This is a genomic window from Terriglobales bacterium (genome assembly GCA_035457425.1).
In the GTDB taxonomy this organism is placed as follows: Bacteria; Acidobacteriota; Terriglobia; order Terriglobales; family Acidobacteriaceae; genus JACPNR01.
In genome coordinates this window covers 18,447-39,258 of the sequence record DATIBR010000181.1, presented here as the reverse complement: position 1 = coordinate 39,258, position 20,812 = coordinate 18,447, and the positions used below count along the sequence as shown (strand labels likewise).

At 68.1% G+C, this 20,812-nt stretch carries 23 protein-coding genes; 10 read left to right on the top strand and 13 right to left on the bottom strand.

The window, feature by feature from the left end; translation table 11 throughout:
- On the top strand, window positions 1-341 hold a 341-nt coding region (locus VLA96_14245), incomplete at its 5' end, for an amylo-alpha-1,6-glucosidase (protein ID HSE50363.1).
- Between the two features lie 441 nt (window positions 342-782).
- Window positions 783-1,328: a lipocalin family protein gene (locus tag VLA96_14240; GenBank protein HSE50362.1), complete on the top strand. Its 546-nt coding sequence runs from the start codon at window positions 783-785 to the stop codon at window positions 1,326-1,328.
- Between the two features lie 110 nt (window positions 1,329-1,438).
- Here the strand turns inward: VLA96_14240 and hypF are convergent, their stop codons facing one another.
- The 12 genes from hypF to VLA96_14180 are packed head-to-tail and all read right to left on the bottom strand — an operon-like array spanning window position 1,439 to window position 11,990.
- Entirely contained in the window at window positions 1,439-3,712 is a 2,274-nt protein-coding gene (hypF, locus tag VLA96_14235; GenBank protein HSE50361.1) for a carbamoyltransferase HypF, read from the bottom strand.
- A gap of 1 nt (window position 3,713) precedes the next feature.
- Window positions 3,714-4,391 carry a hydrogenase nickel incorporation protein HypB gene (hypB, locus tag VLA96_14230; protein HSE50360.1) on the bottom strand — a complete coding sequence of 226 codons (678 nt, stop codon included), beginning with the start codon at window positions 4,389-4,391 and terminating at the stop codon, window positions 3,714-3,716.
- Window positions 4,388-4,636: a hydrogenase maturation nickel metallochaperone HypA gene (locus VLA96_14225; GenBank protein ID HSE50359.1), complete on the bottom strand. Its 249-nt coding sequence runs from the start codon at window positions 4,634-4,636 to the stop codon at window positions 4,388-4,390. The genes hypB and VLA96_14225 overlap by 4 nt, the downstream gene beginning before the upstream one ends.
- Window positions 4,636-5,691: a hydrogenase expression/formation protein HypE gene (gene hypE, locus VLA96_14220; protein HSE50358.1), complete on the bottom strand. Its 1,056-nt coding sequence runs from the start codon at window positions 5,689-5,691 to the stop codon at window positions 4,636-4,638. Before hypE ends, VLA96_14225 begins: the two co-directional genes overlap by 1 nt.
- A complete protein-coding gene (gene hypD / locus VLA96_14215) occupies window positions 5,688-6,788 on the bottom strand; it encodes a hydrogenase formation protein HypD (GenBank protein HSE50357.1) in 1,101 nt (366 codons plus the stop codon). The genes hypE and hypD overlap by 4 nt, the downstream gene beginning before the upstream one ends.
- Window positions 6,789-6,794: 6 nt before the next feature.
- Window positions 6,795-7,022 carry a HypC/HybG/HupF family hydrogenase formation chaperone gene (locus VLA96_14210; protein HSE50356.1) on the bottom strand — a complete coding sequence of 76 codons (228 nt, stop codon included), beginning with the start codon at window positions 7,020-7,022 and terminating at the stop codon, window positions 6,795-6,797.
- 14 nt (window positions 7,023-7,036) lie between these two features.
- On the bottom strand, window positions 7,037-7,480 hold the full coding sequence (locus VLA96_14205; protein HSE50355.1) for a hydrogenase maturation protease: 444 nt from the start codon (window positions 7,478-7,480) through the stop codon (window positions 7,037-7,039).
- Window positions 7,477-8,784: a Ni/Fe hydrogenase subunit alpha gene (locus VLA96_14200; GenBank protein ID HSE50354.1), complete on the bottom strand. Its 1,308-nt coding sequence runs from the start codon at window positions 8,782-8,784 to the stop codon at window positions 7,477-7,479. The genes VLA96_14205 and VLA96_14200 overlap by 4 nt, the downstream gene beginning before the upstream one ends.
- The gene (locus tag VLA96_14195) at window positions 8,781-9,569 is read right to left on the bottom strand and encodes a hypothetical protein (protein HSE50353.1); all 789 of its coding nucleotides are present in this window, start codon (window positions 9,567-9,569) and stop codon (window positions 8,781-8,783) included. Before VLA96_14195 ends, VLA96_14200 begins: the two co-directional genes overlap by 4 nt.
- Window positions 9,559-10,416 (bottom strand): FAD/NAD(P)-binding protein, encoded by an 858-nt coding sequence (locus VLA96_14190; protein ID HSE50352.1) that lies wholly within the window; start codon window positions 10,414-10,416, stop codon window positions 9,559-9,561. Before VLA96_14190 ends, VLA96_14195 begins: the two co-directional genes overlap by 11 nt.
- Window positions 10,417-10,420: 4 nt before the next feature.
- Window positions 10,421-10,882, bottom strand: a complete 462-nt coding sequence (locus VLA96_14185; protein ID HSE50351.1) for a cyclic nucleotide-binding domain-containing protein — start codon at window positions 10,880-10,882, stop codon at window positions 10,421-10,423.
- Window positions 10,869-11,990: a 4Fe-4S dicluster domain-containing protein gene (locus VLA96_14180; protein ID HSE50350.1), complete on the bottom strand. Its 1,122-nt coding sequence runs from the start codon at window positions 11,988-11,990 to the stop codon at window positions 10,869-10,871. The genes VLA96_14185 and VLA96_14180 overlap by 14 nt, the downstream gene beginning before the upstream one ends.
- Before the next feature lie 265 nt (window positions 11,991-12,255).
- On the opposite strand from VLA96_14180, the gene VLA96_14175 reads away from it, so the two are divergent.
- The 8 genes from VLA96_14175 to VLA96_14140 are packed head-to-tail and all read left to right on the top strand — an operon-like array spanning window position 12,256 to window position 20,054.
- Window positions 12,256-13,416: a 2-hydroxyacyl-CoA dehydratase gene (locus VLA96_14175; protein HSE50349.1), complete on the top strand. Its 1,161-nt coding sequence runs from the start codon at window positions 12,256-12,258 to the stop codon at window positions 13,414-13,416.
- A gap of 8 nt (window positions 13,417-13,424) precedes the next feature.
- Entirely contained in the window at window positions 13,425-14,735 is a 1,311-nt protein-coding gene (locus VLA96_14170) for a 2-hydroxyacyl-CoA dehydratase family protein (protein HSE50348.1), read from the top strand.
- The gene (locus tag VLA96_14165) at window positions 14,714-15,550 is read left to right on the top strand and encodes an acyl-CoA dehydratase activase (GenBank protein HSE50347.1); all 837 of its coding nucleotides are present in this window, start codon (window positions 14,714-14,716) and stop codon (window positions 15,548-15,550) included. The genes VLA96_14170 and VLA96_14165 overlap by 22 nt, the downstream gene beginning before the upstream one ends.
- Window positions 15,528-16,358, top strand: a complete 831-nt coding sequence (locus tag VLA96_14160) for an acyl-CoA dehydratase activase (GenBank protein HSE50346.1) — start codon at window positions 15,528-15,530, stop codon at window positions 16,356-16,358. Before VLA96_14165 ends, VLA96_14160 begins: the two co-directional genes overlap by 23 nt.
- Window positions 16,336-17,412: a 6-hydroxycyclohex-1-ene-1-carbonyl-CoA dehydrogenase gene (gene had / locus VLA96_14155; protein HSE50345.1), complete on the top strand. Its 1,077-nt coding sequence runs from the start codon at window positions 16,336-16,338 to the stop codon at window positions 17,410-17,412. Before VLA96_14160 ends, had begins: the two co-directional genes overlap by 23 nt.
- On the top strand, window positions 17,409-18,515 hold the full coding sequence (gene oah, locus VLA96_14150) for a 6-oxocyclohex-1-ene-1-carbonyl-CoA hydratase (protein HSE50344.1): 1,107 nt from the start codon (window positions 17,409-17,411) through the stop codon (window positions 18,513-18,515). The genes had and oah overlap by 4 nt, the downstream gene beginning before the upstream one ends.
- The gene (locus tag VLA96_14145; GenBank protein ID HSE50343.1) at window positions 18,512-19,318 is read left to right on the top strand and encodes an enoyl-CoA hydratase/isomerase family protein; all 807 of its coding nucleotides are present in this window, start codon (window positions 18,512-18,514) and stop codon (window positions 19,316-19,318) included. Before oah ends, VLA96_14145 begins: the two co-directional genes overlap by 4 nt.
- 16 nt (window positions 19,319-19,334) lie before the next feature.
- Window positions 19,335-20,054, top strand: coding sequence for an SDR family NAD(P)-dependent oxidoreductase (locus tag VLA96_14140; GenBank protein ID HSE50342.1), 720 nt, complete (start codon window positions 19,335-19,337; stop codon window positions 20,052-20,054).
- On the opposite strand, the gene VLA96_14135 is transcribed toward VLA96_14140, so the two are convergent.
- Window positions 19,977-20,750 (bottom strand): Crp/Fnr family transcriptional regulator, encoded by a 774-nt coding sequence (locus VLA96_14135; GenBank protein HSE50341.1) that lies wholly within the window; start codon window positions 20,748-20,750, stop codon window positions 19,977-19,979. The two genes, VLA96_14140 and VLA96_14135, sit on opposite strands and share 78 nt — an antisense overlap.
- Window positions 20,751-20,812 lie beyond the last annotated feature (62 nt).

Genomic DNA, 20,812 nt, shown 5'->3' with positions numbered 1-20,812 from the left:
CCTACCACCGCGATTCGGTGTATCACCAGGGAACGGTGTGGCCGTGGCTGATTGGGCCGTTTCTTAGCGCCTATCTGCGGCTACACGAAAGCAGCCTCGCCGCAAGCAGGCGTGCCAACGAGATCCTGGCCGGCTTCGAAGATCACTTGGCGGAAGCAGGTCTCGGCCAGGTGTCAGAGATCCTGGATGCCGACGTACCACATACGCCGCGGGGCTGCATCGCTCAGGCGTGGAGCGTCTCCGAGCTGCTGCGTATCGCGGTCGAGATCGCCCAGCTTCAGAAAAAAGCCAGCCTACCTGCGCGAACACCTCCGCGACAGACGCACGTTACGAGCAACTGATCCATAACCCGGGAAGAACCCCGCTCGCATCGGGCTTGAGTCCATGATGTACAGCGCGGGCCAACCTCGAGGAACAAGGACGCTTGAACCCTTGGCAAGCAACTAGCGTTCTAACACTGAAATTACTACGACGATGCTTCCGAGAGACTTGGGTCCAACTTGGGTCCAATAGCTGCCGAAAACCCCGCAAAACGATGCTGCACGACGCAGAGCCAACCTAAACGGGACAATCACATAGCGATGTAGCTGGTGTTTCGGGACCAGGGGGTCGGAGGTTCAAATCCCCTCTCGCCGACCATTCTTTCTTTGTGGCTCTTTCGAAGATTACATCGAAAGGCTTTCTGCAAGTAGGACCCCGGTCACCACGGTTCGCTACCCTGTGCGCCCCAGGTAGACTGATTAGCGGTTCAGCGAACGGCAGCAATAGGTCGCCTTGACATGATGAAACGGAAACGACTCGTCGTGGGCTTCTGGGTTCTTGCGATCTTAGCGAGTGGAATGATGACGGAGTCTCTGGCAAGCACGAACGCGCAATTACCAACAGTCGCGCACGTTGACCTGAAGCGCTACGTCGGTAAGTGGTATGAGATCGCTCGCTATCCGAACCGCTTCCAGAAGGACTGCGCGGGCGACACCTCGGCCACATACACCTTGCGGCCCGACGGAACAGTAGAAGTTGTCAATGAGTGCCGCTCCAAGGAAGGTAAGACAAAGCGGGCCGTGGGCACGGCAAAGGTCACCGACAGAGCTTCCAATTCCAAGCTCAAGGTGACGTTCTTCTGGCCTTTCTATGGCAAGTACTGGATCCTCGACCTGGGCCCGGAGTACGAGTATGCCGTCGTGGGAGAACCCTCACGCAAGTACCTCTGGATACTCAGCCGGGAGCCCCGCATGGACCAGTCGCTGTACGCGCGACTCGCAAAGAAGATCGCAGATGTCGGCTACGATCCTGAGAAGCTGGTACGCACTCCTCAATCCGGAGACTGAGACTCACTGAGGATCGGGCACTATCTAGGGCCCCATGATCCGGACTGCAGGTGCGGACGAGTTGCCCCTCTAGAGGTTCCCCGCAGCTTGAGATATTTGGACGAGCGTCTCTAGAGATCAACGTGGGCAGCCACCATGGCCTGTCCCAGGGAAATTCCGCCATCTCCGGTGGGAACTTCCGCCTGGCTGTAGACGCGCAGCCCGGCATGCTCGAGCGCGGCGGTGAGCTGCTCGAGCAGGAATACATTCTGGAAGCTTCCACCGCTGAGGCATACGCGGTCGAGGCCGGTCTCGCCGGCGAGCGCGCACGCCACCGCCGAGAACGCGTCCACCAGGCCGCGGTGGAAGCGCCGGCTCATGACGCTCTTGCTTTCGCCCCGCGCCAGATCGCGCAGGAGCTCCTGGAACATCGGCGAAGGATCGATGATGCGCACGCCCGCTTCCTCCGTGATCGCGAACGGGTAGCTGCCCCGGGCGTCGTTGCCGGCACCCATCCGAGCCTCGAGCTCGATGGCGGCCTGGGCTTCGTAGTTGACGCGACTGCGCACGCCGAGCAGCGCGGCGACGGCGTCGAACAAGCGGCCGCAGCTCGAGGTGAGCGGCGAGTTCAGGCGGCGCTCGATCATCCGCAGCAGCGTCCGCCAGCTCGGCTCCGGCGCGAGCCGCAGCAGCACAGGTTCGAGCTGCTCGATCTCCATCGCCGCAGCGAGGTGCGCGACCGCCATTCGCCACGGCTCGCGCACGGCCGCCTCGCCTCCCGGCATCGCGACGTACTTCAGGTGCGCGGCGCGGCGGAACCCGGCGTAGCCGCCGACCAGCACCTCGCCTCCCCAGATGCGGCCGTCCGTACCGTACCCGGTGCCGTCGAGGATGATCCCGATGGTCTCGCCGGCGAGGTGGTTCTCCGCCATGCAGCTGGCGAGATGCGCGTGATGATGCTGCACCGCGACCCGGCGAACGCCGTGCCGGCGCTCCGCCCAGCGGGTCGTGAAGTAGTCGGGATGCATGTCGTGCGCGACGACGACCGGCGTGATCTGCGCGATATGCTGGAGATGGGCTACCGCTTCCTCGAAGAAGCGCTGCGCCTCGGCATTCTCGAGCTCGCCGACGTGCTGGCTGAGGAACGCGTGTTTTCCCTGGGCGAGGCAGATGGTGTTCTTCATCTCGCCGCCGACCGCGAGGATGGCCGGAACCGTGCGGTGCAGGAAAATGGGCACGGGGACGTGACCACGCGCGCGGCGGATGACCCGCGCGCGACCCGCGGCCGGCCGCACCACCGAGTCGTCGCAGCGCAGCAGGATCTCGCGGTCGTGCACGAGAAAGAGGTCCGCCAGCGTGCGCAGGCGCGCGCGCGCCTCGCGGTTGTCGATCGCGATGGGCTCCTCGCTCCGGTTGCCGCTGGTCATCACGAGCGCGGGCAGGCGCGAGTCCTTGAGCAGCAGGTGGTGCAACGGGGTGTAGGGCAGGAACAGCCCGAGCGTCCGCTGGAAAGGAGCCACCGCGTCGGCGATCGCCGTCCCGGGCCGGCGCGGCAAAAGCACGATGGGGCGTTGCGGCTGCTGGAGCAGGGCAGCAGCCGGCTCGTCCACTTCGCAGAACGCGCGGGCCGCGGCGAGATCGGCGATCATCACGGCGAAGGGTTTGTCGACGCGCTGCTTGCGCTCCCGCAGGCGGTCGACCGCCTCTGCATTGGTGGCGTCGACGGCAAGATGAAAGCCGCCGACGCCCTTGACCGCCACGATCTTGCCGCAGCGCAGGGCTTCGGCGGCCGCGGCGACAGGATCGGCGACGCTCAGCCTGACCTCGTCGCGCTCCCACAGCTGGAGCCTCGGGCCGCACTCCCAGCAGCCGTTCGGCTGCGCGTGGAAGCGGCGGTCCGCCGGATCGTCGTACTCGTTCTGGCACGCCGGACACATCTCGAACGGCGCCATCGAGGTGTACGGCCGGTCATACGGCAGGCAGCGCGTGATGGTGAAGCGCGGCCCGCAATCGGTGCAATTGATGAAGGGGTAGCGATAACGGCGGTCCGCAGGATCAAGCAGCTCCCGCAGGCACGCCGGGCAGGTGGCGACGTCGGGCGGGATGAGCGTCTGCACCGCGTCGCCGTGGCGGCTGGCGACGATGCGGAAGTCCGCCTCCGGCGTGCACGGCAGCTCGGTCACCGTCACCCCGGTGACCCGCGCCAGCGCCGGCGCCTCGACGGGAAGGCGGCGCACGAAGTCCTCCACGTCCGCAGCGGGACCCTGCACCTCGATGCTGACGCCGGCGGCGGTATTGGTAACGAATCCGCGCAGCTGCCGCCAGGCTGCCAACCGGTAGACGTACGGGCGGAAGCCCACGCCCTGCACGATGCCGGCAACGCCGATGGCTTTCCTTATTTCCATCTCACACCAGCAGAGGTTCCGCGAACTGGAGGCGCGGATGACGGGCTGCCAGCCAGCGTTCCCAGTCCGCCAGGCCATGGTCGCTCATGCAGGAGAGCTCGATGGTCTCGAGGCGCGGGTTCACACTGCGCGCGTTCGCGATGGCACGCCCGGCCTGGAACGGGACGTAGGCCAGCAGGTCCACCTTCGTCAGCACCATCAGCGCGGCGCGCGAAAAGATCGCAGGATACTTCAGCGGCTTCTCGTCGCCTTCGGTCACGCTCAGGAGCACGATCTTTGCGCTCTCGCCCAGGTCATAGGCCGCGGGGCAGATCAGGTTCCCGACGTTCTCGATGAACAGGATGTCCAGGTCGGCGAGCGACCACCCCTGCAACGCGTGCTCCACCAGCCCCGCGGTGAGGTGGCAGCCGCCGCCCGTCGTGATCTGCTTCACGGGGAATCCGTACTGTGCGAGCCGACGCGCGTCGGCGTCGGTCTGCACGTCGCCCGTGAGCACCGCCAGCCGCGTGTTGCCGGCGACGCTCGCCAACGTGCGCTCCAGCAGCGTGGTCTTGCCCGCACCCGGGGAGCTGATCAGGTTCAAACAGAGGACGCCGTACTCGCTGAACGCCCGGCGCAGCAGCTCCGCCGTCCGGTCGTTCGCACTCAGCACTTTCTTCTCGACTTCGATCTTGTTCATGGCTCCTCCAGCTCGACATACGCAAGTTGCAACTCGTGCTCCGACCGCGAGCGCTCGATCTCCAGCTCGACTCCCGCGAATTCGGTGTTGCTCACCAGCAAGCCAAAGCCGTCGCGTAGCGCCTCCGGATCGACCCCGGCCCACGCGCCGATGCGGAGACCGATCCGCCGGAGAGGCAGGCCGTGCGCCGCCGCGGTCTTGCGGGCGGATTCGAGCACGCTGTTGGCGATGGCGAGTTCGTGCATCAGCAGATCCTCGGAAGCTGGTCGCCTGCCAGCATGTCCACGGTCCGGCAGGTCCCGAGCGTCGTGCGCACGGTCACGAGCCCGGCTGGCGCATCCGCAACCGCGCCGATGACCTGCGCCTGGCGGCCGAGCGGGTGGCGGCGCATGGCCGCGAGCACGGGCTCGGCCGCTTCGCGCGCGACGATAGCCACCAGCTTCCCCTCGTTCGCGACATAGAGCGGGTCCAAACCCAGCAACTCGCAGGCGCCGCGCACTTGCTCGCCGATCGGGATCGCAGCATCCTGCAACTCGATGGCCACGCCGGACTTGGCGGCGATCTCGTTCAGCGCGCTGGCCAGTCCACCACGCGTAGGGTCACGCATGCAGCGGATCCCAGGCGCCGCCGCGAGCATCTCCTCCACCAGCGTGTGGAGCGCGGAGCAATCACTCGCGATGGTGGTGGTCAGGCCGAGGCCATCGCGCGCGGCGAGCACCGCGATGCCATGTTCCCCGAGGCTGCCGCTCAGCAGCACGCGATCGCCGGGGCGCGCGCGGTCGCAAGAAAGTTCGAGCTGCTCCGGCACCAGCCCGATGCCGGAGGTGTTGACAAAGAGACCGTCGGCGGCGCCGTGCTCCACGACCTTCGTATCGCCCGTCACGATCTCCACGCCGGCCGCTTCCGCCGCCGCCCGCGCGGATTCGACGATGCGGCGCAGGTCGTCGAGCGGAAAGCCTTCTTCCAGGAGGAACGCTACGCTCAGCCAGAGCGGGCGCGCGCCGGCCATCGCCAGATCGTTGACGGTGCCGTTGACGGCGAGGGAACCAATGTCGCCGCCGGGGAAGAAGAGCGGCCGCACGACGAACGAATCGGTGGTGAAGGCGATGCGGGCGTTGCCGACCGGCAGCACGGCCTGGTCATCCAGCCGCGCCAGCGTCGCGTTGGAGAAGGCCGGCAGGAAAAGCTCATGCAACAGCTCGGCGGAGAGCCGGCCGCCACTGCCGTGTCCCAGCAGGATGGTGCGGCGCTCGCTGACCGGAGCGGGACAAGTGACGGCCGGCTTGAGGACGGTCGTCATCGAGCGTTCCCCGCACGGCGGCGATAGCGGTAGTAGGCGGCGCAGGCGCCTTCGCTCGAGACCATGCCCGCGCCCAGCGGCGTCAGCGGAGTGCATGTCGTCGCGAAGGACGGGCACTCGGTCGGCTCCTTCACGCCGCGCAACACTTCGGCGCTGATGCATCCGAGCGGTTCGGGCGCCGGCTCGACGGCGAGTTCGAAGCGCGACTCGGCGTCGTGCGCGGCGTATTCGGGACGCAGGCGCAAGCCGCTTGCGGCGATGGGCCCGAGCGCGCGCCACTCGCGGTCGCAGACCTCGAAGACCTCCGCGATCATGCGCTGCGCTTCCTGGTTGCCGAGGCGCGCGACCGTGCGGACGTATTGGTTCTGCAGTTCGTGCGTGCCCCGCTCGAGCTGCGCCACCAGCATCGCGGTCGCCTGCAGCAGGTCCACAGGCTCGAACCCGGCGATCACGATGGGGATGCGAAAGTCGCGCGCGAGCGCCTCGTACTCCATGGCGCCCATCACGGTGCAGACGTGCCCGGGCGCGATGAGCCCCTCCACCTGGTTGTCCGGAGCGGCAAGCAGCAGCCGCATCGCCGGGGGGACCAGCAGGTGGGAGACGAGCAGGAAGAAGTTCCGCACTCCTTCGTCGCGCGCCCGCCGGACCGCAGCCGCGTTCGCCGGGGCGGTGGTCTCGAACCCGATCGCGAAGAAGACGACGCTCTTCTCCGGGTTGTCGCGCGCGAGCTGCACGGCATCCATGGGGGAATACACCACGCGAACGTCGCCGCCGAGCGCGCGGGCGCCGAGCAGGTCGCGGTGCGAGCCCGGGACCCGCAGCATGTCGCCGAACGAGGCGAGGACGACGTCAGTCCGGCCGGCCAGCGCGATGGCCTTGTCGATCATTGCGGGCGGCGTGACGCAGACCGGGCAGCCGGGACCATGCAGGAACCGCACGCTCTCGGGCAGGAGCTCGTCGATGCCGTAGCGCATCAGCGTGTGCGTCTGGCCGCCACAGATCTCCATCAGGGTCCACGGGCGAGTCGCGCGCCGGGCGATCTGTGCCGCGAGCGCGCGGGCCAGCCGGGCATCACGATATTCGTCGAGGTAGCGCACAGGTCCTCACGGATCTTCCCCGGCAAGCGTGTCTTCCAATCCCGCCATCTCGGCCAGCAGCGCGGAGGTGCGCGCGGCGGCTTCCGCGTCGATGCGCGCGATGGCGAACCCGACGTGCACCAGGACGAAGTCCCCGGGCCGGGTCTCGGGCACGAACTGCAACTGGACGTCGCGCGTAATGCCGCCGAAGTCGACCACAGCGAGCGACTGCTCGCCGGGCATGATGCTGACCACACGGCCTGGAATGGCTAGGCACATGGGTGCGCCCCGATCTCGCCGGCAATCCGCGCCGCAAGCTGTTCGGCGGCGGCGGTCACCGGAGCCGAAGGCGATGCGCCCAGCTCGAAACCCGCGGCTTCGATGCCGTAGACGCGGATGCAGGCCGGCGCCCGGCCCAGGACCTGGACCAGGCGGAAGGCTTCGGCCACGCCCAGCCCGTGGGTGGAGGGCAGCGCGCCGGAAACGAGGCCGGGCACGGAGCTGTCCCAGACGTGGATCGTTCCCGGCGGCGCCCCGGTCATGACTGCGTCGATCAGGATGACGCGGTCGGCATCTTCCCAGACCGCCATCAAGTCACTGGTCTCGCCGGAGCAGACTTCTACGTCGATGCCGAACGCCTGCAAGCGCTCGGCTACGAGGAGGGCGGCAGCATCGTCGCGACGATAAGGATTACCGCACGCGATGATCTTCACGGGCGCTCCTGCTCGATGGTGACTTTCAGGAAGTGCGTGGCGCACGAGATGCACGGGTCGTAGTTGCGCACGGCCTGCTCGCACTTCCAGGTTGCATCCGCCAGCGGCCAGCCGCTGAGCCGGGCCGCGTACTCGCGCAGGTCGTCCTCGATGCGCTTCTGGTTCTGCGCCGTCGGCGGCACGATCTTGGCGGCGCGGACCAGGCCATGGTCGTCGAGCAAATAGCGGTGGTAGAGCAGGCCGCGCGGCGCCTCGGTCGCCGCGTGCCCGACGCCGGGCCCGGCGGCCACTTCGACGCGCGAAGCCGCCGGCGGTTCGTATTCGCGGATGAGGCGCAGCGCCTCGGCGCATGCGAACACCAGCTCGACCGCGCGCACCACGATGCTGCGGAACGGATTCTTCACCGGGGGCTTCAGCCCGGCCGCCACCGCGGCCTGTTGCGCCTCGCGTGGCAGCTGCTCGTAGTCGAGGCTGAAGCGCGCGAGCGGTCCCACCAGGTATGAGCCGCGGCCGCGCAGCGTGGAATGCAGCGCGTTCGAGTGCTTCACGTGCGACTCGACGAAGTGCTCCTCGTACTCCGCGGCGCGGATGTCGAGCCCGCTGCTGGAGACGATCCGCCCTTCATTCAGCGGATACTCCTGCGGATGGTGCAACGCGACGAATATGTAATCCTGCTCGAAGTCGGGGAACTCGAGCTTCGACGTGAACTCGACCGTCTGAAGCGCGGCTTCGAGCGCCCACTCCAGCTCGGGGACGAGCGCGGTGAGCTGCTGCTTGCGCGGCGTTTTGTAGAACCCGCCCACGGTCGCCGAGATGGGATGGATCTCGCGCCCGCCGAGCACGACCATCAGCGTGTTGCCGACCTTCTTCAACCGCAGCGCGCGCTCCACCAGCTCGCGGTGCTGCGCGGCCATCGCCACCGCATCCTGAAAACCCAGGAAGTCGGGGGCGTGCAGCATGTAAATGTGGAGCGCATGGCTCTCGATCCACTCGCCGCAGTAGAAGAGGCGTCGCAGCAGCCGCACCGCGGGATCGATGGTGACGCCGAGCGCGGCCTCGAGCGCATGCACCGAGCTCATCTGGTACGCGAACGGGCAGATGCCGCAGATGCGCGCCGTGATGTCGGGGACCTCGCTGAAGTGCCGGCCGCGCAGGAACGCCTCGAACATGCGGGGCGGCTCATAGATGCTGAGCTTGACGTCGGTGACGTGCTCGCCCGCCAGCTTGATGTAGAGCGCGCCCTCGCCCTCCACGCGGGCCAGCGTCTCCACGCGGATGGTCCGGGACGCGGAAGCAGTCGTCATCGCTTTTCACACTCCTCACTGGCTTTGCGGAACGGCCACGACCAGGCGTTGAAGCCGCGAAAGAGCCGGGCGAGCTGATAGTCCTTTTGGCCCAGGGCGAGCAGTTGCGCGGTGAGCGCCGCGGTGTTCGCCCCGGCGACCGGGCCGAAGCATCCGAAGCAGCCGCGGTCGAATCCCGGGCAGAGCGCGCCGCAGCCGGCCTGCGTCACCGGTCCCAGGCACGGCTCGCCGCGTGCGACCAGCACGCACACCTGGCCACGGCGCTTGCACTCCAGGCAGACGCTGTGAGCTGGGATGTTGGGCTTGCGCCCGATGAGCGTGGCGCTCAGCAACTCCAGCAGGTGCGCTTTGCTGATCGGGCAGCCGCGCAGCTCAAAATCCACCGGCACGTGCTCGCTGATCGGGGTGGACAACTTGAGGGTGCTGATGAACTGCGGCGAGGCATACACGACGCGCACGAACTCATCGACGTCCTTCCAGTTGCGCAACGCCTGGATGCCGCCGGCGGTCGCGCAGGCGCCGAGGGTGACCAGCGTCTTGCACTGCCGGCGCACCTGCTGGATGCGCTGGGCGTCGTGGTGCGTGGTGATCGAGCCTTCTACCAGCCCGATGTCGTAGGGCCCACGCAGCGCGGCGCGCGTCGCCTCCGGGAAGTAGGCGAGCTCGACCTCGCCGACGATGGCGAGCAGCTCGTCTTCGGCGTCGAGCAGGCTGAGCTGGCAGCCGTCGCACGAGGCGAACTTGAACACGGCGATCTTGGGCTTGCGCTTCGTCTTAGAGCTCATGGCGATCCACCAGCGGCCGGATGCGGTCATAGCGGAAGACCGGGCCGTCCTTGCAGATAAACCACGGGCCCCACTGGCAGTGGCCGCAAAAACCGCTGCCACAGCGCATGTTGCGTTCCAGCGAGAGGTGGATGTCTTCGCGCGCGAAGCCGCCGGCGCGCAGTTCGCGGATGACGAAGCGCATCATGATCTCGGGGCCGCAGACCATGGCGGTCGTGCGCTCCGGATGCAGCCGCGCGTACTTGAACAGTGTCGTCACGACGCCGACGCGGCCGTGCCAGTTCAGGCCGCCGTAGTCCACCGTGACCAGCGCCTGGGTGTCCGGGAGGCGCGCCCAAGCGGCAAGCTCCTTGCGGTAGAGCAGGTCCTTCGGGCTGCGCGACCCATATAAGAGGATGAGGCGGCCGTAGTCGCGGCGGTTGCGGAGCACGTGGTAGATCACGCCGCGCAGCGGCGCCAGACCGATGCCGCCGGCGACGATCAGGACGTCGCGCCCACGCGCCTCGGCGAGCGGCCAGCCGTGGCCGAACGGCCCACGTACCCCGATGGTCTCGCCTGCGCGGCGGCCTACCAGCGCCTGCGTCGCGGCGCCGACGCTGCGAATGGTGTAGCTCAGGCAGTCGTGCTCGGCGGGGTCGCCGCTGATGGAGATGGGAACCTCGCCCACCCCGTAGGACCACAGCATGCTGAACTGACCCGGGACGAAGCTGGTGTCCCCGCCACCGTGCGACGCAACGGTGAGCGTGAAGGTGTCCTGCGTCTCGCGCGTCAGGCGGCGGACGACGAACGGCTCCGGCACCAGGAACCCTGGCGTGGCGGCGACTTCGGGAACAGGGATGGTCACCATGACGTCACCGCGCCACCGCGTAGACGTCGAGGAGCTGGAAGCGCGCCTGGTCGAGGCGCCGGTCGATGATCTTGCAGAAGCGCTTCAGCAGCTCGTAGCCCAGGTCGTGGTTGGCTTCGCATTTCTGGCGGAGACACTTGCCGTCGAGCGCGAAGACGCGCGTCGGCTCCACCACGCGGCCCTGGAACTTCCATTGATAAGGCGGCAGCAGCCAGGACCAGCCGAGCACGTCGCCGTCCAACACGGTGGCGACCGTGATCGGGTCATGGTTCGGCATCGCCATCTCCACCGCGATGCGTCCCGAGCGGACGAGGAAGAATTCGTTCGCTTCCTGACCCTCGCGGAAGATGTAGCTCCCGGGCTCGTACTTGCGGTTCGCCGCGCAGCCGCTCAGCAGCTCGATCCACTGCGGGTCGATCCCGGAGAGATAGGGATGTTCGGCGATGATGCGCTCAAGAGTTTCCATGCGATGCCTCCTGGAGCGCGTGGAACTCCTCGGTGAGGTCGATCCCCACCGGACACCAGGTGAGACAGCGGCCGCATCCGACGCAGCCGTGCGCTCCGAACTGGTCGATCCACGCTCCGAGCTTGTGGCTCATCCACTGGCGGTAACGCGCGCGCAGCGAGGCGCGGATGCTCCCGCCGTGGATGTAGGAAAAGTCAGGGTTGAAGCAGGAATCCCAGTGCCGGCAGCGCGTGGCGTGCTTGCCGGTCACGTCGCTGCCGTCCTCCACCGTTGTGCAGAAGCAGGTGGGGCAGACGGAGGTGCAGTTGCCGCAGCCGAGGCACCGCGCGGCGATCTTGTCCCAGTGCGCGTCGTCGAAGACGCGCGCGAGCAGCTCGTGGGACGCGGCGGAGTCGAGCTTGCGCGCCTGCTCTTGTGCGGCGCGCGCGATGCCTTGCTCGAGTTCGCGCAGGTCGCCTGGGCCGGCCGCCGCCGACTCCAGCTCGGCCAGCACCTCGGCGCCACGCTCGCTCCCCGCCGCCGCCAGGAAGTGGTGCGGCGGACCGTGCAGCTCGGCGATCACCAGATCGTATCCGTCTGCCACGCGCGGCCCGGCCTGCATCGCGGCGCAGAAGCAGGCGCCGCCGGCATGGAGGCACTGGATGGCGACCAGGAACGTCCGCTGCCGGCGCGCCGCACAGCCCGCATCCCCGCCCGCGGTCAGCGCTTGCTCGAGGCGCGCGATGGCTGCGAGGTCGCAGGCGTGCACTCCGAGGAAGGCCATCGCCCGCTGGTCGCGCGGTTCCGGCTCGAGGATCCGGAAGCCGCAGTTCTCGCGCTCGGCGGTGAAGAGCGTGCTCTGCGGCGGGTGCAGGTACTTCTTCCAGCTGTGCGGTCCGTTGCCGTATGCGAAGTAAGCCTGATGTTCCTGGGGAACGATGCGGTAGATGCCAGGGGCTTGCGCGTCGCTCCAACTGACGGGGAGGTCCGCGGCGCTGTGCAACTCGTCGAGGACGATGGCCGCGTCGCGCACGGTCGGGCCTAGGACGCGGTAGTCACGGCGCTGCAACGCTCGGATGAGCGCTCCCGGCGCCGCAGCATCGAGGACACGATGCTCACGCAGGGGCATGGGGCGCCTCCACAGATACTGTCAACAGCGCGGTCTTATGCGTCGGTGACCGCGGTCACCACAGGATGTTTATTTGGCCTCTGGTCGACGACCATTACGGGAGCAAGTATCGCGGGCGTTCTTCGGGACACGACTGACGCCTCGGACTGGACGGTGGCGATCCCGCCCGCACTCTGCGCGGCCGATCTTCGCCGGCAGGGGAGCCTCACAATGCCCGGTGACCGCCGTCACAGGTGACGTTCCGCAGCGGGGGTATTCATACTCCATGCTGGACCTCGAAATAGAACGAACGTTCGATAGATATCGCGACCTGCTGGAGGACCTCTCCTTCCCCGCGGTGCGCCGCTGGAAGGAAGCGAACCCGGGCCGCAAGGCCGTGGGCTTCTTCCCGGTGTACGCTCCGGTCGAGATCCTGCACGCCGCCGGCATGTTGCCGGTCGGACTGGCGGGCGCCGGCGACCGCCTCGACATCCAGCATGCCGACGCGCGCTTCGGCTCCTTCATCTGCTCCATCATCAAGACGACGCTGGAGATGGGCATGACCGGCCACCTCGAGCCGTTCGAGGGGCTGCTGTTCTCCTCCATCTGCGATTCGGCGCGCAACCTGGCGTTCGTGATGAAGCGCAACTTTCCGCAGAAGTACATCGACTTCCTTCACCTGCCGCACAATCCGTCGTCGCCGGCCAGCGTGGAGTTCCTGGCGGCCGAGTACCGCCGCCTGATCGGCGAACTCACCACTATCGGCGGCGACTTCAACGACGACAAGCTGCGCGCGAGCATCGCGCTCTTCAATCGCCAGCGCGAGCTGGTGCGCCGGCTCTATGCGCTGCGCGCCGCCTCGCCGCACCTGTTGCGCGCCTGGGAGTGTTACGTCGTGGTGCGCGCCGGCAACGTGATGCCGGTCGAGGAGCACATCGCGCTGCTGGAGCAGGTGGCGGCGTCCGCGCCGCGGCGCGGCGCAAAGAAGCGCGACTCGCTGCGCGTGGTGGTCGAAGGCGCATTCTGCGAGCAGCCGCCGCTGGAGGTGATTCGCCTGATCGAGGAGGCCGGCTGCGACATCGTGGAAGACGACTTCGCGCTCGCGCCGCGCTGGTTCACCGAAGACGTGCCCTCCGCGGGCGACCCGGTGCTCGCGCTCGCCGAGGCCTACGTGAACCGCTCGGTCTATTCCTCGGTGCGGCACGACTTCCGCAAGCCGCGCTGGCTCGGCCTGGCGGAGAAGACCAAGGTCTCGCGGGCCGACGCCGTGATCTTCCTGATGGCGAAGTTCTGCGAGCCCGCGTACTTCGACTACGTCCCGTTCAAGCAGCAGGTGGAGCTCATGGGCCTGCCGCATCTCGCGCTCGAGTACGAGGAGAAGCTGTTCACCTTCGAGCGCCTGCGGACGGAAGTGGAGACCTTCGTGGAATCGCTGGTGTTCGACTAGGAGACAGGATGGCGGAGAAGAGCGAATATCGCGGCAACATCCACCAGCGGCAGAAGCAGCTGATGCTCGACTGGTACGCGCGGCTCGAGCAAGCCGCCGAAGGCGGCGAGCCCAAGACCTGCTCGCTGATGGTCTCGGGCAACTGCGTCGAGCTGCTCGAGGCCTTCGGCATCGTGCCCATCTACCCCGAGGTCAACGCGCTGCAGCTGGCCATCCGCCACCAGTCGCTCGACCCCATCCTCGCGGCCGAGGAGATGGGCTACGCGGCCGACAACTGCGCCTACGTCAAAGCCGATATCGGCTGCCTGCTGAAGGGCATCACGCCGACCGGCACGCGCCTGCCCGAGAAGCCGACGCTGGTGCTGTGCAACTTCGTCGGATGCAACACCTACCTCAAGTGGTTCGAGCACGTGGCCAAGTTCACCGGCGCGCCGCTCTACGTGATCGACGTCCCGTTCCTGCGCACCGCCGAGCCCTCGAAGGAGGACGTGGCCTATGTCGTGAAGCAGCTGCAGGAGCTGGTCGCGCTGCTGGAGAAGCTGACCGGGCGCAAGTTCGATCCCGACCGCTTCCGCCACGCGGTGGAGTGCTCGGCGCGCTCCGAGGAGCTGTGGTCCCGCATCAAGCACCTTGCCAAGGTCACGCCGTCGCCGTTTGACGCCTACTTCGACGCCATCACGCTGATGGGGCCGCTCTATGTGTATCGCGCGACCCAGGAAGGCGTGGACTTCTTCGCGCAGGCGCTGGCCGAGCTCGAAGCCAAGCGCTTTGCCGGCGAGGGCATCTACGAGCGCGAGCGCTTCCGGCTGGTGATGGAAGGGCCGCCGCCGTATCCCTACTTCCGCACCTTCCGCGACATGTTTGCGAAGTGGCAGGCGACCGCGGTGGCCTCCACCTACTCGACCGTCGGTGGGCTGTGGGAGTTCGGCTTTCGGCACGACCCGGCCCAGCCCTTCGAATCGGTGGCGATGCACATGATCGCGCAGAACGTGACCAACCGGAACATGCTGCAGCGCTACGACCAGATGCAGCGCTACATGGAGGAGTGGAAGGCCGACGGCGTGATCATCCACTTCGTGAAGAGCTGCCGGCTGTTCTCCGCCGGACAGGGCGACATGCGCGACTACTTCTCCAAGCAGCTCGGAGTGCCCACGCTCTACATCGAGAGCGACCTCGAGGACCCGCGCTACTTCGCCGAAGCACAGACGCGCAACCGCATCGACGCCTTCTTCGAGGCGCTCGAGCACTCCAAGGCGCACCCCCGGGCCAAGGCGGAGCCGAAGAAGGGAGCGCAACTATGCGTATTGCCGCAGGCGTAGACGTCGGCTCCACGCAGACCAAGGCCGTGCTGCTGGCGGACAACGGCGGGCGCCAGATCATCGCGCGCAAACTCACCGACACCGGCGCCAACGTGCAGAAGGCCGCCGAGCGCGCCTTCGATCTGTGCTGCGCGGAGGCCGGCATCAAGGCGGGCGACGTGGGGTTCGTGGTCGGCACCGGCTATGGCCGCTACAAGATCAGCTTCGGCAACGCGCAGATGACCGAGATCAGCTGCCACGCGCGCGGCGCCAGCTTCCTGTGTCCCGGCACGCGCACCGTGATCGACATGGGCGGGCAGGATTCCAAGGCCATCAGCGTGGGCGCCAACGGCGAGGTGCTCGACTTCGTGATGAACGATAAGTGCGCCGCCGGCACTGGCCGCTTCCTCGCCAACGCCGCGGAGGTCATCGGCATCGGGCTCGACGAGATCGGCCCGCTGGCGCTCGAGGCCCGGCGCCCGGTGAAGATCGCGACCGTCTGCACCGTCTTCGTCGAGGCCGACATCCTCTCCTATCTCTCGAACGGCAAGAAGCCCGCCGACATCCTGGGCGGCGTCCACCTGGCGATCGCGAAGCGCACGCTCTCGCTGGCGCGCCGCGTGAACATCGAGCCTGAGATCACCATGACGGGCGGCGTGGCCCGCAACGTCGGCATGGTGCACGCGCTCGAGGAAGTGCTGGGCGCGAAGATGAACGTGACTCCGGACGCGCACTTCATGGGCGCGGTGGGCGCGGCGCTGTTCGCGCTCGAGAAGATGGACGACAGCTTCGAGATGGGGTGGACGAAGGAATATGCGAGTCATCGCGGGAATTGATTGCGGTACCGGGTTCACCAAGGCGCTGGTCATCGGCCAGTCGCCGGGCGGCACGCCGCACATCCTGGGCAAGGCGCGGGTGAAGAGCGGCGTGAACGCCGACGCGGCGGCGGAAGAAGCGCTGCGCACCGCCGTGGTCAGCGGCCAGCTCCGCCGCGAGGACGTGGATTACATCGCGACCACCGGCTTCGGCCGGTACAGCGTCGGCTTCCGCGACATCCAGATCACCGAGATCACCAGCGCCGCGCGCGGCGTGCATCACCTCCTGCCCCAGGCGGAGTGCGTGCTCGATGTCGGCGCGCAGTCCACTCGCGCCATCTCCACCGTGGGCGGCAAGGTGAAGCTGTTCAAGAGCAACGACAAGTGCGCGGCCGGCTCCGGCATGTTCATCGCGCGGGCGGCCAAGTATCTCGAGGTCCCGCTGGAGACGGTGGGCGAGGCGTCGCTGGCCTCGCGGCACTCGCAACCCATCTCGAGCGTCTGCGCCGTGCTGGCGGAGAGCGAGATCATCAATCACGTCTCGGCGGGCGTCACGGTTGAAGACATCTTCCGCGGCATCCACGAATCGCTCGCCGACCGCGCCGGCGCGTTGCTGCGGCGCGTCGGCATGCGCGACCGCATCGCGCTCATCGGCGGCGTCGCGCTCCAGGGCGGCATCGTCAAGGCGCTCGAAGAGCGGCTGAACGTGAAGGTCGACGTGCCGCCGGATTGCGAATACGTCTGCGCGCTGGGCGCGGCGCTCCTGGGCGCGCGGCGGTTGCTGGCGAGAGACACGGAGGGAGCGCATGCAGCCGGCCTACGGGTATGAGCTGACCGCGGTCGGCGCTGCGCTCGCGCGCTGCGAGCTCGCGCTCGCGCCCGCGCCCGACGAGGTGGTCATCGAAGTCGCGGGCTGCGGCGTCTGCCACACCGACGTCGGCTTCGCTTACGACGGCGTGCCGACGCGCCACGCGCTGCCGCTCGTGCTCGGGCACGAGATCAGCGGCCGCGTGGTCGAGACCGGCGAACTCGCCGCGCGATGGATGGGAAAGAGCGTCATCGTGCCGGCGGTGATCCCGTGCGGCAAGTGTCCCGCCTGCCTGGCGGGGCGGCCGACCATCTGCGCCAAACAATTCATGCCCGGCAACGACGGCCACGGCGGCTTCGCCACGCACGTTCGCGTCTCGGCGCGCGGGCTGTGCGAAGTGCCGGAACAACTGCCGTCCGGCGTGACCGCCGAGATGCTCTCGGTGGTTGCGGACGCCGTGACGACGCCCTACGAAGCGATCCGGCGCTCCGGACTGAGCGCGGATGACGTTGCCGTCTTCGTCGGCGTGGGCGGCGTCGGCGGATTCGGCGTGCAGATCGCCGCCGCGCGTGGCGCGGCCGTCGTCGCGGTCGACGTCGAGCCGGACCGGCTCGCGCTCGCTGCGCAGCACGGCGCGTCGCTCGCCGTCAACGCGCGCGAGCTGGACGAGAAAGAATTGAAGAAGCGCGTGCGCGCCTTCGCCAAAGAGAGCGGCAAGCGCGGCATCGGCACGAAAGTCTTCGAGACCAGCGGCACCCCGGCCGGCCAGCAGACGGCATTCAGCCTGCTCGATTTCGGGGGCTACCTGGCCGTGGTCGGCTTCACGCCGAAGAAAGCCGAGCTGCGGCTTTCGAACCTGATGGCGCTCGACGCCACCGCGCGCGGCAACTGGGGCTGCCCGCCGGAGCAGTATCCGGCGGCGTTGCAGCTCGTGCTCGATGGCAAGGTCGCGCTCGCGCCCTACGTCGAGTCGCATCCGCTCGACGAGGCCCCGCAAGTGCTCGAGGCAGTCGCACATCACGCGCTCACCCGCCGCGTCATCCTGAAACCTTCGCGCAACGGAGGCAAGCCATGAAAGACCACAACCTCACCGCGGCGTTCACGCCGCAACACATCCTGGTGGAACGCAGGCCCGCGCGCGACCGCGCCGGCAAGCCCGTCGCCGGCCTGCACAACGTCTGGATCACGCTCAACAATCCCGACGAGCTGAATGCCTACACGACCGAGATGATCAAGGAGATCATCCTCGCGCTGCGCGAAGCCTCGAACGATCGCGCCGCGGTGTGCGTGGTGCTCACCGGCGCCGGCACGCGCGCCTTCTGCACCGGCGGGAACACGCGCGAGTACGCCGAGGTCTACGCCGGCGCGCCGCAGGAGTACCGCCAGTACATGCGGCTGTTCAACGACATGGTCTCGGCCGTGCTCGCCTGCGACAAGCCCGTGATCTGCCGCGTGAACGGCATGCGCGTCGGCGGCGGCCAGGAGATCGGCATGGCATGCGATTTCTCCGTCGCCAGCGACCTCGCAGTCTTCGGCCAGGCCGGCCCGCGGCACGGCTCCGCGCCCGACGGCGGCTCCACCGACTTCCTGCCGCTGTTCGTCGGGATGGAGCGCGCGATGTACTCCGGCACGCTGTGCGAGCCGTGGAGCGCGCACAAGTTCTACTGGCTCGGCGGGCTCACCGAGATCGTCCCGGCGGCGCGCCTGGACGGCGCCTGGCTCCCGAACCCGCTGGTCGTGAGCGAGCGCACGCTCGACGAGTACGGCCGCTTCGTCTTCGGCGACTTCAGGACCGGCGCGGCGAAAGAGGAAGGGAAGAAGACGCTGGCACGCTGCACCGTCGACCTCGCGCTGCTCGACGAGGCGGTGGAGAGACTCTGCACGCAGCTGCTTTACACCATGCCCGACTGCCTGGCAAAGACCATCGAGAGCCTGCGCAAGCACAAGCTCGAGCACTGGGACCGCAACAAGGAGACCAACCGTGCCTGGCTCGCGCTCAACATGATGACCGAGGCCAACGCCGGCTTCCGTGCGTTCCACCACGGCGACCGCGACCACCGCGAAGCCGACTTCATCAAGCTGCGGCAGCGGCTGGCCGAGGGCGCGCGCTGGAGCGAGGAGCTCATCGCCGAGATCGCGCCCTGGACCGCCAAGGCGCCGGCCGGGGCGGGAAAATGACCGAGACCACGAGCTACAGCAAGGTCCGCCTGGAGTTCAACGAAGCCGAGCGCACGGCGCGCATCACGCTGAACGCGCCCAAGGCGAACATCGTGGACCGCGCGATGATCGCGGAGTTGTTCTCCGCCCTTGACCGCTGCGCGCAGCGCGAGCTGTGCGCCGTAGTGCTCGCCGCCGAGGGGCCGCATTTCAGCTTCGGCGCCAGCGTGCAGGAGCATCTGCCGGAGCACATCGCGGAAACGCTCGCGGCGTTGCACGCGCTCATCGGGCGCATCGTGCGCATGCCGGCCCCGGTGCTCGCGGCCGTACACGGCCAGTGCCTGGGCGGCGGCTTCGAGCTGGCACTGGCCTGCGACCTGATCCTCGCCGACGACACCGCCGTCTTCGCCGCGCCCGAGATCAAGCTGGGCGTATTCGCGCCGGCGGCCTCGGCGATCCTGCCGGTGCGCGTGGGCGCCTCGCGCGCCGCCACGCTGCTGCTGACGGGCGAGAGCTGCTCCGCGCACGACGCGTTTGCAATGGGCCTGGTCGCCGCGGTCGCGCCCGCGGGCGGGCTCGAAGACCTGGTCGGCACGCATCTCGAGACGCATTTCGTCCCGCGCTCGGCCACGGGCCTGCGCTACGCCGCGCTGGCCGCGCGCACTCTCGTCCTGCACGCGGTCGACTACGACCTGCCGCACTGCGAAGGTATGTACCTCGAGGAGCTGATGGCGGCCCACGATGCCGTCGAAGGCATCCAGGCCTTCCTGGAGAAGCGCGAGCCGCGTTGGTACAAGAAGTCGATGGCCGAAGCCCTCGACTGATTTATCTTTGACGCCCATGCCGCAGGAACTGGCGGGACAAGTCGCGATCGTCACCGGTGGCTCGGGCGCCATCGGCGCCGCCATCGTGCAAGCGCTCGCCGCGGCCGGCGCGACCGCGTATTCGCTGGATCTCGCCGCGCCGCCCGCGAAGCTCCCCTACGTGCACTGCGACGTCCGCCACGAAGCCTCGGTCACCGCGGCCGTTGAGCACGTTGCCAAGCAGCACGGCCGCCTCGACATCGCCGTCCACGCCGCCGGCATCTCGCGCGACGCGGTCGTGTGGAAGCTCACCCCGGAAGACTGGGATCTCGTACAGTCGGTCAACCTGCGCGGCGCCTTCCTCCTGCTGCGTTCCGCGATCCCCCACATGCGCCAGAGAAACAGCGGCCGCGCGGTGCTCATCGGCTCCATCAACGGCTCGCGCGGCAAGTTCGGCACGGCCGCATACTCCGCCAGCAAGGCCGGCCTCATCGGGATGGCGAAATCGGTGGCGCGCGAGACAGGCCGCTTCGGCATCCTGGTGAACGTCATCGAGCCCGGCTGGGTGCGCACGCCGCTGACCGAGAAGGTGCCGCAGGAGATCCGCGACGCCGCCCTCGCCGAAAGCCTGGTCGGCAGCTTCCTCGACCCCGAGGACATCGCCTCCGCGGTCCTTTATCTATGCGGGCCTGCCGGCAAGCGCGTGACCGGCCAGGTCCTGCGCGTCGATGGCGGCCAGTTCCTTGGTCCCACGTAGGACGCTCCCCGAACCGCGCTCGCCATTCGCCAGCCGGTGCAAGTAGGCGGGATCGCAGACGGTCAGCCTCGTCCCGACGGTCCGGATGGCGCCGGCACGCCGCAGGCGCGAGAGCACCCGCGAAACCGTCTCGCGTGAGCTGTCGATCATCTGTGACATCGCCTCGTGCGTGAGCCGCAGCTCGGCGCTTGCCGGCCGCGCGCCGCCGCGCTCCTCCAGCATCCGCAGCAACACGCCGGCCAGCCGCGACTCCGCGCTGCGCGAGAGCCCGAGCAGGCTCAGGCCGCGGCACGCGTCGTGCAGGCCCTCGCTCAGCGACCGCGTCAGCGCCAGGCAGAACGCATGGTCGCTCTGCGCCAGGCGCAGGAAATCCTCGCGCGCGAGAAAGCGCGCCTCGCACGCCGTCAGCGCCTGCGCGTTGGTCGCATGCGCCTGCCCGGCCAGGCACGCGCTGGCGCCCAGCAGCTCGCCCGGCCGCGCCGTTCCCAGGATCAGCATCTTTCCGGCGGAGGAGCCGACGGTCAGCCGCACCCGTCCGTTCGCCAGCAGGTACACGCCGCGCGCGCCAGCCCCCTCGTGGAACAGCAACGCGCCTGGCGCGTAGCAGCGCGTCGGCGTCCCGCGTTTCAGGCCTTCGAACGGCGGGTGATAGCGGTCACAGCAAGAAAGGTTCGGGGCTGGCAGAGTTGTGGCCATTGGACTGCTTGTCTGTAAGCAAGCGGCGGACCAAACGGACTGTTGCGTTTCACCACACACCG